The organism is Achromobacter sp. MFA1 R4, from assembly GCF_900156745.1.
GTDB lineage: Bacteria > Pseudomonadota > Gammaproteobacteria > Burkholderiales > Burkholderiaceae_B > Achromobacter.
Map to the genome: position 1 here is coordinate 1,742,389 of NZ_LT707065.1, position 16,526 is coordinate 1,758,914.

General features: G+C 70.5%; 7 protein-coding genes. All 7 read left to right on the forward strand.

The features are described 5' to 3' along the window. The first annotated feature begins 18 nt into the window (after positions 1–18). Genes BXA00_RS07855 through BXA00_RS07885 form a run of 7 tightly spaced genes read left to right on the forward strand, consistent with a single transcriptional unit; the run spans position 19 to position 16,524 of the window. Complete coding sequence (locus BXA00_RS07855) at positions 19–960, forward strand: type II secretion system F family protein (protein WP_076517718.1); 942 nt, start codon at positions 19–21, stop codon at positions 958–960. Then, positions 957–1,922 (forward strand): tetratricopeptide repeat protein, encoded by a 966-nt coding sequence (locus tag BXA00_RS07860; RefSeq protein WP_083714212.1) that lies wholly within the window; start codon positions 957–959, stop codon positions 1,920–1,922. The genes BXA00_RS07855 and BXA00_RS07860 overlap by 4 nt, the downstream gene beginning before the upstream one ends. Continuing rightward, positions 1,915–2,442, forward strand: a complete 528-nt coding sequence (locus BXA00_RS07865) for a TadE/TadG family type IV pilus assembly protein (RefSeq protein WP_076517720.1) — start codon at positions 1,915–1,917, stop codon at positions 2,440–2,442. Before BXA00_RS07860 ends, BXA00_RS07865 begins: the two co-directional genes overlap by 8 nt. After that, positions 2,439–3,056 carry a TadE/TadG family type IV pilus assembly protein gene (locus BXA00_RS07870; protein ID WP_076517722.1) on the forward strand — a complete coding sequence of 206 codons (618 nt, stop codon included), beginning with the start codon at positions 2,439–2,441 and terminating at the stop codon, positions 3,054–3,056. The genes BXA00_RS07865 and BXA00_RS07870 overlap by 4 nt, the downstream gene beginning before the upstream one ends. Then, positions 3,053–4,603 carry a hypothetical protein gene (locus BXA00_RS07875; protein ID WP_076517724.1) on the forward strand — a complete coding sequence of 517 codons (1,551 nt, stop codon included), beginning with the start codon at positions 3,053–3,055 and terminating at the stop codon, positions 4,601–4,603. Before BXA00_RS07870 ends, BXA00_RS07875 begins: the two co-directional genes overlap by 4 nt. A 37-nt stretch (positions 4,604–4,640) precedes the next feature. Next, positions 4,641–14,783, forward strand: coding sequence for a putative Ig domain-containing protein (locus BXA00_RS07880; RefSeq protein WP_076517726.1), 10,143 nt, complete (start codon positions 4,641–4,643; stop codon positions 14,781–14,783). Positions 14,784–14,820: 37 nt separating this feature from the next. Then, positions 14,821–16,524, forward strand: a complete 1,704-nt coding sequence (locus BXA00_RS07885) for a TolC family protein (protein WP_076521846.1) — start codon at positions 14,821–14,823, stop codon at positions 16,522–16,524. The last annotated feature ends 2 nt before the right edge of the window (positions 16,525–16,526 follow it).

Here is a 16,526-nt window from a genome sequence, read left to right on the forward strand (position 1 = left end):
GCCCGCGACCTAGCTGCCATGCCCCTGCTTTCCGATCCCCTGGCGCCCCTGCTGCTGCTGGCCTTCATTGCCGGCATCGCGCTGGCCGCCTGGCTGCTGCGCGCCGAAGCGCGCCGCAACCCCTTGCACGACCGGCTGGGCCGCCGCGGCCGCGGCGCCGCCCAGGCCACCGCCTCCATCGCGCTGGACGCCAGTTCGCCGCTGCCGCCGCTGGCGCAAGGCATCGCGGCCTTCGGCATGAAGCTCGCCGGCACCGAACAGGACCGGCTCGCCACCGAGCGCCTCCTGGCCCAGGCCGGATGGCGCCGGGCCGAGGCCTGCGGCCTCTTCATGGCCGCCAAGTACGGCAGCGGCGTCGTGCTGTGCGCGCTGGCGCTGTGGCTGCTGACCAGCCCGCAGACGCGCTTCGGCCTGACCGGCCTGGCGGTCGGCCTGATCTCGCTCTTCGTCGGCACCACGCTGCCGGAACTCCTGGTCAAGCTGCGCGCCGGCCGGCGCCACGAAGCCCTGGCGCGCAGCATGCCCGACGCGCTGGACCTGATGGTCATCTGCGCCGAGGCCGGCCTGCCGTTCCCGCGCATCCTGAAAGTGGTGTCGCGCGAACTGGCCTTCAGCGCGCCCGCCATGGCCGATGAACTGGCCTTCACCAGCGCCGAGCTTCAACTGCTGCCCGACCGCTCGGCCGCGCTGCGCCACCTGGCCGACCGCACCCGCGTCCCGACCATCGAAAGCATGGTCGGCTCGCTGGTGCAGGCCGAACGCTACGGCACGCCGCTGGCGCAGGCGCTGCGCACCATCGCCGAGGAAAGCCGCAGCCGTCTCATCCTGGAACTGGAAGAGAAGGCCGGCAAGCTGCCCGCGCAGCTCAGCGTGCCCCTCATGACCCTGATCCTGCCGCCGGTGGTCGCCATCGTCGCCACGCCCGCGCTCATGCGCGTTATCCGGACCCTGATGCAATGAACGCAACCCTTCCCCTGTTCCCGCTGCCCGCCGCGCGCCTTGGCCGCGCCGGCGCCGTGTTGCTGCTGGCCCTCATGTTGAGCGCATGCAGCACCTTCACCAAGACCGACTCGGCCTCCGCGCCCAGCAGCCGCAATCTGCTGACCCAGTCCAACGCCGGCGGCGCCTCGCCCCGTCCGCTCGCCAGCAGCGACGATCCGGCGGCCGAGGGTCTGAAGCTCGCGCGGCTGCTGCGCGACCAGGGCCGCTACGAAGGCGCGGCCGGCGTCTACGCCCAGCTGGAACAGCGCGGCAGCCTGAAGCCGCTGGAACTGCTGGAATACGCCAGCGTGGCCGCGCCCATCCAATCGCCGCGCGACAACCTGGCGCTCTTCGGCCGGGCGCGCCGCGCCTTGAACGAATCCGGCGTGACCCTCACGCCCGCCGCCACGGTCACCCTGTGCAACGGCCTGGGCCGCGCGCGCATGGCGCTGGGCCAGCGCGACGCGGCGATGCAGGATTTCGACTGCACCCTGGCCGCGGACGCCAACAACGTCGCGGCGCTCAATGCCAAGGGCGTGCTGCTCGACGCCAGCGGCGACCACGAGCAGGCGCGCAAGCTGCTCGCCCACGCCTGGGAACTGGATCCGTCGGACTTTCGCGTGCTGAACAATCTGGCGCTGTCGCACCTGGCCGGCGGCGACGCGCAGGAGGCCATCCGCCTGCTGTCGCAGGCCGATGCGGTCCAGCTTCCGACGCTCAAGCTGAACCTCGCCTTTGCCCAGGTCCTGCAGGGCGACGAAAGCGCGGCCCGCAAGACGCTGGAAGGCATCATGGCCCCCGCGCTGGTGCCGCAGGCGCTGGCCGACTTCGCGCAGCGCCGCCAGCGCATCCGCGACGGCGCGCCGGTCGGCAGCGAGCTGATGGCCGCCAGCCGCCACGTGCTGCAACTGCGCGAGAAGGAGGCCAACGGCCATGGCTGACCAGACGCCCGGCGTGCGCCGCGCCCCACGCCGCCAGCGCGGCTCCCTGTCGGTCGAAGCGGCCTATGTGCTGCCCGTCGTCATCGCCGCCGCGATGATGTTCATGGAGCTGGCCAACATCGGACTGACCATCAACATGGGCGCCAGCGCGCTGGAACGCGCCGTGCAGCAGTTCCGCCAGGACGGCGCGGCGGGGATGCAGGACGGCGGCGCCATCGAATCGCTGGTGCGCGCGCGCATGGTGGCCGCCTCGCACAACTACCTGGACGACGAGAACATCGCCACCGTCGAAGTCGAACGCTTCGCGTCGCTGCATGCGATGGGCGGCGGCGAAACGGAGGATGAGGCCGAGAACGCCGCCTTGACCCAGGTGCCGGCCTGGCGCATCGAGGTCGACGTGCGCAAGGACTTCATCACGCCCTTGCCCCGCCTGCTTGGCGTGGACAGCGGCGCCTTCCGCTACCGCTATCAACAGGTGCTGGCCTATCTGCCGCAGCGCGCGGAAGGATCGCAGCCGTGACCGCCGCCCCGCGCCCGCCGCGCCGCCCCCCCGCCGCGCGCCGCCGCCAGCGGGGCGCGCTGGCCGTGGAGGCCGCCCTCGTCCTGCCCATCCTCTTGGGCGTCGGCATGATCGGCGCCGATATGCAGCGCATCCACAGCGAGCGCATCCGCGTCGAGAACGCGGCCGGCGCCATGGCCTTGAACCTGGCCGCGCAACGGACGCTCACGGCCGGCGGCGTCGACGCGCTCGCCCGCATCGCCATGCAGGGTCACGAGGACATGCAGCAGCTCATCATCCTGCACGTCCTGCAGTCCGGCCGCATCGAATGGGCGCTGCGCCGCGGCGGCGCGGACGATCTCTGCCAGGCGCCGGCCTCGGGCGGCCGCTACACCGGCGCCTTGCCCCAGGATCCGCCCGAGGCGGCCCAAGGCGCGGCGGACAACAGCACCCTGTCGATGATCGTGGTGAAGGCCTGCCGCGGCACCGGCGACATCTCCCTGTGGGCCGGCCTGCCGCTGCCCGAGGTCCTGGAAACCGGCGCCATCTTCCGCGCCACCGCCCGAACCATCACGCTGGACGACACGCTGCGCGCGGAAAGCGTCGCAAGCGGATTGGCCTACGCCGAACCATGAACAACCGTAACGACAAGGTCTTCTCCCTGGCTCGCCAACGTGGCGCGTCCGCCGTGCTTTTGCTGCTGCTCGTGACCGCGGTGGCCGTGCTCGCCGCCTACGCCTCGGATGGCACGCGCATGACGGCCGACGCCGCGCAGATGAAGCGCGCGACCGACGCGGCGGCGCTGGCGTCCGCCGCCGCCTATGCCAAGAGCCGCGATGCCGACATCCAGGACATCGCCGAGCGCTACGTGGCGGTCAATCTCGGCATGGACCGCGCCCAGATGCGGCGCGCGCTGTCGGTCAGGGCAGAGACCATCACCAAGGACGACATGCCCGGCACGCGCGTCACCGCCACGTTCGAGGCGGCCAGCATGCTGGCCGATACGCCGGCCGAATCCGTCACGGTGGCCTCGGCCGCCGTCTCGCGCCAGCGCTCGCTGGAAGTGGCGCTGGCGCTGCCCAATACGCTGGGCGAGGACGCCGCCAACCTCGCCGCGCTGCGCCGGCTGGGCAAGTCCTTCGCCTCGCGGCTGCTGGAAGACGCGGAAAGCGCCTGGCTCGCGCTGGTGCCCTACAGCCAGGCGGTCAATGTCTACGATCCGGAGCAGTCCAACCGCATCCGCCTCTGGAGCGCGCCCGGCGCGCTCAATCCGGTGGAACTGACCTCCCTGTTCCGCACCGGCTACGCCGGCCTGGCCGACCGCCGCATCCCCGACCGGCGCGCCAACCTGCTGTGCATGTACCGCGGCCTGAACCGCGGCGACAACTACTTCTGGACCGACCCGCCCGCCGGGCAATTCGGCGTGTACTACCGCCACGACCTGCCCGAGAACGGCAGCCCGGGCGCCCCGCCCATCCGCTGGATCGGCCCCAACCCCTTCTTCGGCCAGGCCACCGGCGTGAACGACACGCGCTGGATGGTGGCGGACCGCGGCTGCCCCCATGCGGCCCTGCTGCCCCTGACCAACGACCTCGGCAAGATCGGCGACCGGCTCGACCAGATGAGCACGCGCTTTAACACCAACCATGCGATCGCGATGGGGTGGGCCGCCATGGCGCTGGCCCCGGCCTTTCGCGGCGGCTCCGGCTGGGCGCTGGAAGACGAGCTGCCCAAGGACTTCGACGACGGCACGGGCGATCGCGTCAAGGCCATCGTGTTCCTGACCAATTCCACCGGACAGCGCTGGTTCGACACGGATGCCTACAACGCCTACGTCGGCCAGAAGATCGACGGCGATTCGGACGAAGGCGGCGGCGATGCCAACGTCGTGACCGAACGCTTTTCGCGCCTGTGCAGCAGCCTGCGCGCCCGCAACGTGAAGTTCTACCTGATCGTCACCGGCAGCGACGAGGCCACGGACGAAGACGGCCAGATCCTCAGCGCATCGGCGTTCCGGCGCATCGCCGGCCCGGGCCTGGCGGTCTGCGCCGAGAAGGGATCGGACCAGATCTACCTGTCCGGCAGGGACTTCGTGGCCTCCGAGGGCCCCATCCAGAACCGCCTTGACGACATCGTCGACGAATTGCGCCAGCTCGCCGCGCTGACCACGCTCGTCGAATAAGCCTATCCACGCACTTCCCCATTCGCCCAGGACTGCCATGACTTCCCGCCGAATCCCCACGCTCCGCCGCCAGGCCCTGGCCCTGGAACCCCGCTTCCTGCTCGATGCCGCCGCCGTCACGACCGCCGTCGACGTGGCCGCGCAAGCCGCGCCGCCCACCGACGCGGCGCCGGGCGTGGAGGCCACGCCCACGGAGGCGACGGTCGTCATCAACGACAGTTCGGACAGCTTTGCGCCGGTGGACCTGTTCAGCGGCGTGACCGTGCAGACCGACACGGGCGCCGCCGATGAGCTGTCCCAGCTCGTCGTCACGGTGGATCGCAGCGGCAGCGACCAGGCGCTGGTGATCGACGGCAAGACCATTGCGCTGGAAGGCGGCAGCGGCACGACGCGCACGGATGCGGATGGAAATGCGGACGGCTATTTCTACACCGTGGCCGTGAGCGGCAACACCACCACGGTCACGATCCAGCTCGACGCCTTCCAGCCCGAGCCCGCCAGCGTCCAGGCGCTGATCGACGGCATGTCGTACCAGATCCTGGACAAGTCGGTGGACGGCGGCAAGGTGTCGGTGACGCTCAAGAGCCTGACCGACGCCGGCGGCCAGTCGGCGGACCTGAGCGCCATCACGGCGACGATCGACATCGACAGCCGGATCAACGTGGCGCCCGTGCTGACGGGCGACCTGATGCAGGAAGCCGAATACTTCGGCACGGGCAGCCTGGCGGGCGCGAACGAGGTCGCGTATTCCGCCGACGGCAAGTTCGTCTACGCGGCGGGCAACGACAGCACGCTGTCGGTCTTTTCCGTGGACGCGGCCTCGGGCCTGCTCAGCAAATCGCAGGAGATCACCGCCCCCGACCTGGGCACGGTCAATCACCTGGTGGTAAGCGCGGACGGAAAATCGGTCTACACGATTTCCAGCAATGGCAACCTGATGCAGTGGAACGTCGAGGCGGACGGCGCGCTGCGCCACGCGGCCACGCTGTCCGTGGGCCAGGGTTCCACCGGCGGCCTGGCGATCTCGGACGACGGCGCCCAGGTGTACGTGGACGCGTCGAACAACTTCGGCCGCGAGGCACGGGTCTTCAGCCGGGACGCCGCGACGGGCGCGCTGACGCAGATCCAGCGGCTGGACGCCGTGCGCAATGCCAGCATCGCCACCGCGGGCGGCTATGTCACGGTCATCCACAGCGCCGCGCTGTCGGGCGAAAGCCACACGCTGAAGCTCTATGCGCGCGGCGCCGACGGCACCCTGAGCCTGGTCGACAGCGTGCCGCTGGACCAGACCGGCCAGGCCGCCGTCGACTACGCCATCAGCATGTCCGCGGACGGCAAGCTGCTCTTCGTCGGCCAGCCCGGCGCGCAGAACATTTCCGTCTTCACGCTCGGCGCCGACAACCTGCTGACGCGCGCCGGCACGGTCGCCAGCGACAACATCGGCAGCCTGGCGCTGAACACCGACGGCACGCTGCTGTATGCCGCCACCACGGACGGCACGGTCAGCGTCTACGCCGTCGCGGCCAATGGCGGCCTGACGCTGATCGGCAGCGCGCAGGGCCAGACCAGCGGCGCGGACCTCGCGCTGTCGGGCGACGGCACGTCGCTGGTCGTGGCCGGCAACGGCCTGAGCCGCTACACGACGATCCAGTCCTTGACGCTGGGCCAGGACACCGTGCTGGGCGATCGCGTGAACCTGTCCGACCCCAACTACGACCTGCTGGACAACGGCGCCGGCAACTACCGCGGCGCCAGCGTGTCGATCGCGGCCTCCGTGCCGGGCGGCGAATTCGGGTTCGAAGACGGCAACGGGCTGTCGATGTCCAATGGCGTCATATCCCGCGGCGGCGTGCAGATCGCAACCTACGCCGTCAACGGCGACACCTTGACGGTGCGCTTCGTCGGCGACACCCCCACGGCCGTCGCCAATCAGGTGCTGCAACAGATCAGCTACGGCAATTCCGGCGTGGCGGCAGGCACCTTCATCACGCTGACCGTGCAGGCCAACGACGGCGCATTGAACAGCGACGCCCTGACGATCACGTTCCGGAGCAACACGGGACCGCAGATCGATCCCGGCGTCGCGACGGACTACGCGCCCGCGACCGTCACGACCGAGTCGGCCTACAGCGCCGTCCTGCCCGAGGATCTGTTCCGCGACGCGGACGGCGACGCGCTGACCTGGCGGGTCGCCGGCCTGCCCGCGGGGCTGGCCTTCGATCCCGACACCCGCACCATTTCCGGCAACACCGTCGCCGCCGGCCGGCACCCCATCAGCATCACCGTCACGGACGCCTACGGCGCCAGCGTCACGCTGAACCTGGACCTCGTCGTGGCGCAGACGGACAACCGCGCGCCCGTCGTCAGCGCCAGCGCGCCGGCGTCCTTCGGGCAGGTCACGGTCGGCGCCAGCGACTTCAGCGCGTCGTTGCGCGCGGACATGTTCTCGGACCTGGACAGCCGCTACGGCGACACCCTCACCTGGAGCATCGTCGACACGCTGCCCGCGGGCCTGGTGTTCGACGCCGCCACGCGCACGCTGAGCGGAACGCCCGGCGCCGTGGGCGACTACGTCCTGACCGTGCGCGTCACCGACGCGGGCGGCCTGACCGCCGATCACACGATGACGCTGCGCGTGGTCACCGCCGCGGAAGCGGCCAACCAGCCCCCCGCATTCGACGTGGACGGCAGCGACCTTACCTACACCGCCGACGGCCGCATCAACGGCTATGGCGACTACGTCTACAGCGTCGAGGTCTCGGACGACGGCCATACCGTCATCGTGCTGGGCAACGCCACCGGCGGCCATACCGTGTCGCCGACGGGCAACAGCACGCTCAGCGTCTACACCCGCAATCCGAACACCGGCGAACTGACGCTGGTGCAGCGCTTCGTGCAGGGCGCCGCGAACGACGGCATCGAGGCCAATGGCATCGAGATCGACGGCCTGGGCAGCGCCGCCTCGGCGGTGTACTCGGCCGACGGCAAGCACGTCTATCTGGTGGGCCAGAAGGCGGGCGGCGGCAGCTACTTCCTGACGGGGTTCAACGTTGCTGCCGATGGCACGCTCACCCCGACCGGCCAGAGCGTCGCGCTCGGCGAGGTGCAGGTCAAGCAGATCGCCGTGTCGCAGGACGGCCGCCTGTACGCCATCGCCGGCAACACGCTGTACGCGTACGGCATCGGTTCGGACGGGCAGCTTGCGTCGGCCAGCGTGTACGAGAACCAGCCCTTCAGCACGGCATCGACCCTCGCGGTGGACGCGCAAGGCCGCGTCTTCGTGGCCGGCGCCAACACCCTGACCATTTACGCCGCCAACCCGGACGGCAGCCTGACCCAACTGGTGGCGCGCACCGGCGACATCGGCAACTTCGCGCGCAGCATCGCGGTATCGGGCGACACGATCTATGTGTCGACCGGCACCACGGGCGTCCTGACGCTGCGCCTGGATCCAGCGACGAACACGGTGACCAAGGTCTCCGCCACCGGGTCCCAGCTCTGGGGCCTGGCCTTGTCGGCCGACGGCAAGACGCTCTACGCCGGCGGCCTGGTCGGCACGATCAACGTGTACAGCATCGGGGCGGACGGCGCGCCCACGCTGGTCAAGACCATTGCGCAGGACGCCTCGGCCGGCAGCTACCGCGCTTTCCGCTTCGGCCTCTCGCCGGACGGCACGTCGATGTACGTGGGCGGCTTCTACAACGCCGGGGGCCTTGGCCTCATCGGCATCGAAAACGTTCTGCAAGGCGCGTACGCCGAAGGCCAGACCCTGCAGCCGGCCGCGGGCCTGAGCTTCTCGGATGCCGACTACGACGCGCTGGCCGCGGGCGCGGGCGACTACAACGGCGCGTCGATCACCCTGGTGCGCGAGGGCGGCGCGAACCCCGGCGACGTCTATGGCTTTGCCGACGGCAATGGCCTCACGCTCGTCGGGGCCGAGATCCGCCTGAACGGCGTCAAGATCGCCGATTTCACCGACGCGGGCGGCCTGCTCACCATCGCCTTCACCGGCCAGGTCGGCACCGCCACCGCGAACGCCGTGCTGCAACAGGTCACCTACACGCACGCCAGCAAGGACCCCGGCGCGGCCATCCGCCTGCAAGTGCAGGTGCGCGACCAGTACGCCAGCGGCGTGGACAGCATCGTGCTCGATCTGGCCGTGGCGCAGGTGAACGATGCGCCGGTCGTCGATGCCACGCCGGTAAACGCCACCTATGACCCCAGCGAAGCAGCCATCGGCCTCTTTGACGGCACCACGATCTCCACCGTGGAAGCCGGGCAGACCATCGCCGGCCTGACCCTGGTCGTGTCCCCGGTTGCCGACGGCGCCAGCGAAACGCTGACCCTCGACGGCGTCGCCATTCCGCTGGCCGCCGGGCAGGGCGTCACGGCGTCGGGCCATGCCTACAGCGTCACCTTGGACAACGGCACGGCCACCGTGACGATCACGCCGGCGGCCGGCATGACGGGCGCGCAGGCCGCCGCGCTGATCGACGGCATCACCTACGCCAACCGCGCCTCCGCCCCGACGATGGGCGAGCGCAGCATCGCGCTGACGGCGGTGCGCGACAGCGGCGGCACGGACAATGGCGGCCAGGACACCGCCGAGCCGGACCTCGTCGCCCGGCTGGTCCTGCGGGATGAGGCGCCCGTCCTGGTCACGCCCATCGACGCATTGGATTTGGACGAACTGATCACGCAGTTGGGCGAGGACGGCGCATTCGGCGCCCTGGACGGCGTGCTGGCCGTATCGGAGGTGGAGGGAACGCTCTACGTGCTGCGCACCACCACCCAAACCGACTGGGACACGTTCCAGGAAGTCGAACTGAACACGCTATACGTGCTTGAGCGTGACGCGGACGGCGCGCTGCGCGTGCTCCAGACCATCGAGAACGGCGACGTGGGCGCATTGGCGGGCGCGGCGCAGATGCGGACATCAGCCGACGGCAAGTCCGTGTACGTGATCGGCAGCCAGGGCGTCGCGCTGTTCTCGCGCGATGCAGCCACCGGTGAACTGACCGCGCAAGGCAGCTTCGGCGCCGACGTCGTCAACGACCACGGCATGATCCGCGATGTGCTGTCCGCCAACGGCATGGTGTACGCGACCGCGGGCGAGAATCTGCTGGTCTTCCGGCAGGACGGCGACAGCCTCACGCTGGTCAGCACCCTCGCCGACGCCGGCGATACCGGCCTGCAGCTGGACGGCGCCAACGCGCTGGCGCTGTCGGCCGACGGCCGCTTGCTCTTCGTGGGCACCTCGGGCGGCGGCACGCTGGCCAGCGTCTTCGCGCTGGACCAGACAGGCGTCCCGACTTTCATCATGGCCGCGCAGGGCAAGGACCCGGCCGCCGCCGACCAGTACTACTACACCCAGTCGCTGACGGTGTCGCCCGACGGCAAGACGCTGTATGTCGTCGACTTCGACGGCAACGACACCCGCCTGCACACCCTGTCCGTGGCCGCGGACGGGCAGCTCACCGCGCTTGCCACGGCGTTGCCGCAGGGCGACGTCCGGCAGGTCGTGGTCTCGCCGGATGGATCGGCCGTCTTCGTCATCGGCGCGGATGCGATCGGCGTGTACCGCCGCGGCGCGGACGGCGTGCCGGTGCTGGCCGGCGAGGTCACGGGCTATGGCGATCCGTTCGGTGACGGCATCTCGTTCGGCGACATCCGCAGCGCCACGCTCAGCGAGGACGGCACCAAGCTCTATCTGGCGGGGCAGTTCCCGTTCTGGGGCGGCCTGCTGGTGCTGAACCTGCAGCCCGCCGCCGTGCAATACACGGAGGGGTCCGAGCCGGTGGCGATCCTGCCGTCGGCCACGCTGGCCGACCCCCAGCTCGACGCGCTGGACAACGGCCAGGGCGACTACCAGGGCGCCAGCATCACCGTGGCGCGCGCGGACGGCGCGCACGCGGACGACCGCTATGGCTTCATCGACGGCGGCAACCTGCGGCTGGATGCCGCGAATGGCCTGATCCTGCTGAACGGCGCGGCCGTGGCCACGTTCACGCAAGCGGACGGCGTGCTGACGCTGACGTTCACCGCGTCCCTGAGCAAGGCCGACGCGCAGGACGTGCTGCGCCGCATCGCCTACCGCAATGCCAGCAACGACCCCACCCGCGACGGCGCCAGCATCGTGCTGCGCACCGAGCTGCACGACGGCGACGGCCACCGCGACGACCTGCTGACCCGCATCGACCTGGAAGGCGTCAACAATCCGCCGGAGATCGACACCACGCCGCTGGATCCCACGTTCCAGGCCGAGGGCGAGCCGGTCAAGCTGTTCGACGGCACCACCGTCGACACGGTCGAGTCCGGCGATAACGTGGCGCGCGTGATCGTAACGATCAGTCCCGCCAATGCCCAGGACGTCCTGGGCGTGGGCGGCGGAAGAATACCGCTGAACGCGGATTCCAACGGCCCGCAGACCCTCCCCACGGGCCAGCAGTACATGGTGACCATCGCCAACGGCGTCACCACGGTCACCCTCTACCTGAACGCCTCTTCGGACCGCGCCGCGCAGGTCATCGACAGCCTGACCTACGCCAACACCGGCAGCCCGCTGGACGGCACGCGCACGATCAGCCTGACCGTGCAAGAGGGGAACATCGACAATGGCTCGACGGATGCGGACAAGGTCGCCACCGTCACGCTGGCCGGACCGGCCAGCCCCAACACCCCGCCCACGCTCACGGGCGGCGAAGACGTGCCCTACACCGAACGCGCCGACGCCGTCCTGATCGCGCCGGGCGGGGTGGTGGCGGACGCGCAGATGGACGCCTTCAACGGCGGCGCGGGCAACTACGACGGCAGCGTCCTGACCCTCACGCTGGGCGCGGGCAAGAGCGCGGCCGACACGTTGGGCTTTCAGCCGGACAACGGCCTGACGCTGGAAAACGGCGTCCTGAAAAAGGACGGCGTGGCGATCGGCGCCGTGTCGCAGGCCGACGGCGTGCTGACGATCCGTTTCAGCAGCGCGGCCGGGTCCATCCCCACGACGGCCGACGTGCAGAACACGCTGCGCCAGATCACCTACGCCAACGGCAGTCACGCGCCCGCGGCCAGCGTGGCCATCAGCGTGACGCTGGCGGACCAGCGCGGGCTGCCATCGACGACGATGGACTTCTCCATCGACATCACGGCCATCAACGATGCGCCGGTGGTGGACGCCGATCCGGTGCTGTCGCTGGGCGACCTGACGCATGTTCAGGATCTGACGACGATCCCCGGGCTGGAGACGCCCACCGCCAGCGTCGTGTCCGCCGATGGAACCCGCGTCTACGTGGCCGACGGCAAGGGCGCCATTGCCGTGTTCGACCGGGACGGCGACACCGGCTCGCTGACCTATCTGCGCACGTTCGCCGCCGCGGACAATCTTGCGGGCGTCAAGGAACTGGTGACCTCCGCCGACGGCAAAAGCCTGTACGCCCTGCGCGCCGACGGCAATGCCATCGGCGTCTTTGGCGTGGCCGCCGACGGCACCCTGACGCACCAGGCCACCATCACCAGCAACTACGAGCTGGATGGCGGCAGCCTTTATGACTTGAAGAGCATTGCGCTGTCCGAGGACGGCCAGAACCTGTACCTGCTCAACAACTACGGGATCGTCTATTTCAACCGCGACGCGCAGACCGGCGCGCTTGCCTACGTGGGCGCCGTCAGCGGCGACATGTACGCGGAGCCGTTCCTGTGGCAGCCCACCGACATGGCGGTGCGCGGCGACCTGCTGTTCGTCGTGACCAACACCAGCGCAGGATCGACGCTGATCGTCTACCGCCGCGACGACAGCGGCGCCCTGTCCGTCCTGACGCATATCCAGGGCGGCGGCACGGACGCCGCCGGCCAGACGGTGTCGTTCTCCAACCTGCAGCACATCGCCGTCAGCGCCGATGGCAGCACCCTCTTCGTGTCCAACAGCCGCACCAGTTCCTACGACGGCTGGACGGGGCAGACCGTCGTGCAGGAAAACCCGCAAGCCATCGACTCCTTCCGCCTGAACGCGGCGACCGGCGCGCTCACCCACCTGGGCACCTTGAGCGGCGACCTGACGGTGGAAGGCATCGCGCTGTCCGACGACGGCAAGGCGCTCTTCGTCACGCTGGCCGATGGCACGCTCAACTACTACGCCACCGCCACCCTCGGGCTGATCGCCTCGCACAGCGCGGACGGCGGGACCCGGATCGCCGTATCGGCGGACGGCGCGGTGATCGTGGTGGGCAACGGGCTGGACGTCCTGAATGCGCCCCCGGCGCCCCCGCCCGTCTATGTGACGGATGGCGAGCCGGTCCCGCTGGCCCCCACGTTGGCGCTAAGCGATGCCGAAATGGACGCGGCGGACAACTACCAGGACGCCAGCGTCACCTTCACCGGCCTGCCGGGCGACGTTTACGGCATCCTGGCGGGCGAGGGCTACACCCGCGACGGCGACGTCATCCTGTTCAACGGCCAGCCCATCGCCACGCTGACGCAGGCCGACGGCGTCGCCACGCTGCGCTTTACGGCGCAGATCAGCCGCGTGGACGCCAACGCGCTGCTGCACCGCGTGACCTACGCCGGCGCGGACGGCGCGCCGGGCACGCGCACCATCACGGTGGTCCTGAACGACGGCGAGGCCGCCAGCGCCGCCTACGCGGTGGACGTGACGCTCGCGCTGCCCAATCAGGCGCCCGAGGCGGGCACCGGCGCCTACACGCCCGACCCGGCGATAGCTGGCCGAGACTATTCGGTGACGTTGCCGGAAACCCTGTTCAACGATCCCGACGGCGACGCGCTGCAATGGCGCGTCAGCGGCTTGCCGGCCGGACTGGTGTTCGACCCCGACACCCGCACGATCTCCGGCACGATCGCGGACACCGGACGGTTCACCATCGTGATCACCGTGACGGATCCGCAGGGCGCCACGGCGTCGCGCGAGCTGGTCCTGGAAGCCGTCGAGCCGCCCAACACCGCGCCGGTGGACAGCGGCATCCCGCTGGCGCCCGACGCCGCGCGCGTCGGCGAACCCTACGCGTACACCTTGCCCGCAGGCCTCTTCACCGACGCCGACGGCGATGCGCTCACCTGGCAGGTCACGGGCCTGCCGGACGGGCTGGTCTTTGACCCGGCGACCCTGACGATACGCGGCACGGCCACGTCGGCGGGCAGCGTCGCCGTGGTGGTCAGCGCAACCGACGCCTCGGGCGCCCGCGTGTCGCGCATCATCACGCTGACGGTGACGGCGGCCGAAACGGCGCCGAATCCGGGCACGGATCCTGGCACAAATCCTGGCACCAGCCCCGGCACGGATCCTGGAACCAGCCCTGGAACCAACCCGGACCCCAACGCCAATCCCAACCCCGGCACGCCGGCCGATCCGCCGCCGCCCGACCTCAGCACGCAACGCTTTGCCGTGTTTGCGCGCGATCCATTGAACGACGGCGAAGACGCGTTGCAGCTATTGCGCCAGCGTCTCGGGCAACCGGCGCCCGCGCCCTCCGAGCCATTCGACGTTCCCGGCCACGACGGCTTGTCCAAGCCCGCGCCATGGACGTCGTCGGCGCTGCTCGACGCGCTGCTCGCGGACTCGCTGGACCGGCGCGACGCCGACGCGGCGCGCCCGTTCACGCTGGATGCGCCTGCCGGCATCAAATCCCCGCTGGTGGTGCTGGCCAGCCCCGACGCGCCCGGCCTGTCCGTCGCGGCCGCGGCGCTCACCGGCCACTGGCGCGCCGACGCGGCGGGCAATCGCCACGTCTACGCGCTGCCCGCCGGCCTCGTGCGCAGCAGCACGCCCATCGCCTCGATGACCCTGCGCATGGCCGATGGCGCCGCGCTGCCGCCGGGCGTGCGGCTGGACGCCGCGCGCGGCCTCATCGTCGCGCCGGGCCTGACGCAGGTCCAGACGCTGTCGCTGCAACTGGTGGTGCGCGCCGCCAGCGGCGAGTCCCGCGCCATCGCCATCACCGTCTCCGGCGACCGCCTGGGCCTGGGACGCGACGACAGCGCCGCGCTCGCCGCGCGCGACGACGCCCCCGCCGCCGACAAGCCCGCGCTGACCCAGCAACTGCGCCACAGCGCCGCGCAGGACGTGCTGGCGCAGGCGCGGCAGTTCCTCGCGTCCCTGGACGATGACGCCGCGCCCGCCGCCTCCGATCCGGCCGCCGCCGCCCGGCAGGCCGCCCCTCTCCATGCAGCAAGCTGATTCAGACATGACTCCTTTCTTTGATTCCGAAACGCCCATGACACACCGCGCCCGCCGCTTCGCCCTGACGGTGCTCGCCACCGCCGTTCTCGCCGGCTGCGCCGTGACGCCGCCCGAAACACTGAGCACGCAGGACCTGCTCCAGCTCGACCAGTCCGACCGCGGCGCCATGTTCGCCCGCCAGGAGCCGGTGACGGGTCCCATCACGCTGGACGAAGCCATCGCCCGCGCCGTCAAGTACAACCTCGAGCAGCGGCTGGCCCTGATGGAGCGCGCGCTGGAAGACGACCTGGTGGACGTGCAGAAGCAGGGCATGCTGCCCAAGCTGACCGCCCGCGCGGGCATGCGCGCGCGCAACAACGATTACGGTTCGTCCAGCGAATCGCTGGCCACGGGCCAGCAGTCGCTCGTGCCCTCGACCAGCCAGGAGCGCGACACGCACACGGCCGACCTGCAACTGACCTGGAACGTGCTGGATTTCGGCCTGAGCTACTTCGGCGCCAAAGCGCAAGGCAACAAGGCGCTGGCCGCGGAAGAGCGGCGCCGCCGCGTGGTGGCCGACATCATCCGCCAGACGCGCACGGCCTACTGGAACGCCGTCACCGCCGAGCGCCTGAAGGACCGCGTGGCCTCCACCCTGGCCGAAGCCCGCCAGACGCTGGAATACGCGCGCCAGACCGAGCAGAAGCGGCTGGTGGCGCCCATCCTGGCGCTGCGCTATCAGCGCGACCTGCTGAACATGGTGCGCCAGACCGAAGCGCTGGACAACGAACTGGCGCAGGCCAAGGCCCGGCTCGCCACGCTGATGAACCTGCCGCCCTCGGCCGACTTCCAGCTGGCCGCGCCCGACGCGGCCACGCTCGCGCCGCCCGCCCTGGCCTACGAACTGCAGGACCTGGAGGCCCTGGCCATGGTCCGCCGTCCGGAACTGCGCGAAGAAAGCTACCTCGCGCGCAACGCCGTGCTGGAAACGCGCATGTCGCTGCTGCGCCTGTTGCCCAACGCCTCGCTTTTCGGCGGGCTGAACTACGACAGCAACAAATACCTCGTCAACAACAACTGGGCCGACGCCGGCATGCAGGTCAGCTGGAACCTCCTGAACGTGCTGTCGTGGTCGTCGATCAGCCGCGCCGGCGAATCGCGCGAAAAGGTGGCTGAACTGCGGCGCCAGGCGCTGCGCATGACGGTGCTCAGCCAGGTCCACATCGCCTGGCTGGAACGCCAGCGTGCCGAGACTGCCTTTCGCCGCGCCAGCGAGCTGAGCCGCCTGCAGGATGCGATCCAGGTGCAGACCGAAAACGCGGCGCGCAGCAGCGCGGAAACGCACCTGGAAGTCGTGCGCGCCAAGGTCGAAACCCTGCTCGCCACGCGGGCGCGCGACCTGAGCTACGCGGAGCTGGTCAATGCGCAGAACACGATCTACCAGGCGGCCGGCATCGACCCCTTGCCCGATCGCATCGCCGACGAGAGCCTGGCCAGCCTGGCGCGCGACATCGCCGACACCAACCGGCAGATCGAGAGCGGCCACGTCGACATCCCGCGCCTGGTTCCGCCGCCGCAGGCTGGCGCGCCGGAAGGGCTGGCCGTCGCCACCCCCGTGGCCGACGCGGCCGCGCCCGTCATCGAACCGGCCGTCCCGGCCGCGCTGCGCACGGTCACCGGCAATCTGTGGAGCAGCCTGGGCTCGGTCGCCGCCGTCGGCCCGGCGGACGCCTCGGCACTGCCGGCGGGCGCGCGCTGATA

What these genes read in the sequence shown, in the direction of transcription:
- BXA00_RS07865 (WP_076517720.1), top strand. Translation starts at nt 1,915, where the DNA reads ATGGCTGACCAGACGCCCGGCGTGCGCCGCGCCCCACGCCGCCAGCGC.
- BXA00_RS07855 (WP_076517718.1), top strand. Translation starts at nt 19, where the DNA reads ATGCCCCTGCTTTCCGATCCCCTGGCGCCCCTGCTGCTGCTGGCCTTC.
- BXA00_RS07860 (WP_083714212.1), top strand. Translation starts at nt 957, where the DNA reads ATGAACGCAACCCTTCCCCTGTTCCCGCTGCCCGCCGCGCGCCTTGGC.
- BXA00_RS07875 (WP_076517724.1), top strand. Translation starts at nt 3,053, where the DNA reads ATGAACAACCGTAACGACAAGGTCTTCTCCCTGGCTCGCCAACGTGGC.
- BXA00_RS07880 (WP_076517726.1), top strand. Translation starts at nt 4,641, where the DNA reads ATGACTTCCCGCCGAATCCCCACGCTCCGCCGCCAGGCCCTGGCCCTG.
- BXA00_RS07885 (WP_076521846.1), top strand. Translation starts at nt 14,821, where the DNA reads ATGACACACCGCGCCCGCCGCTTCGCCCTGACGGTGCTCGCCACCGCC.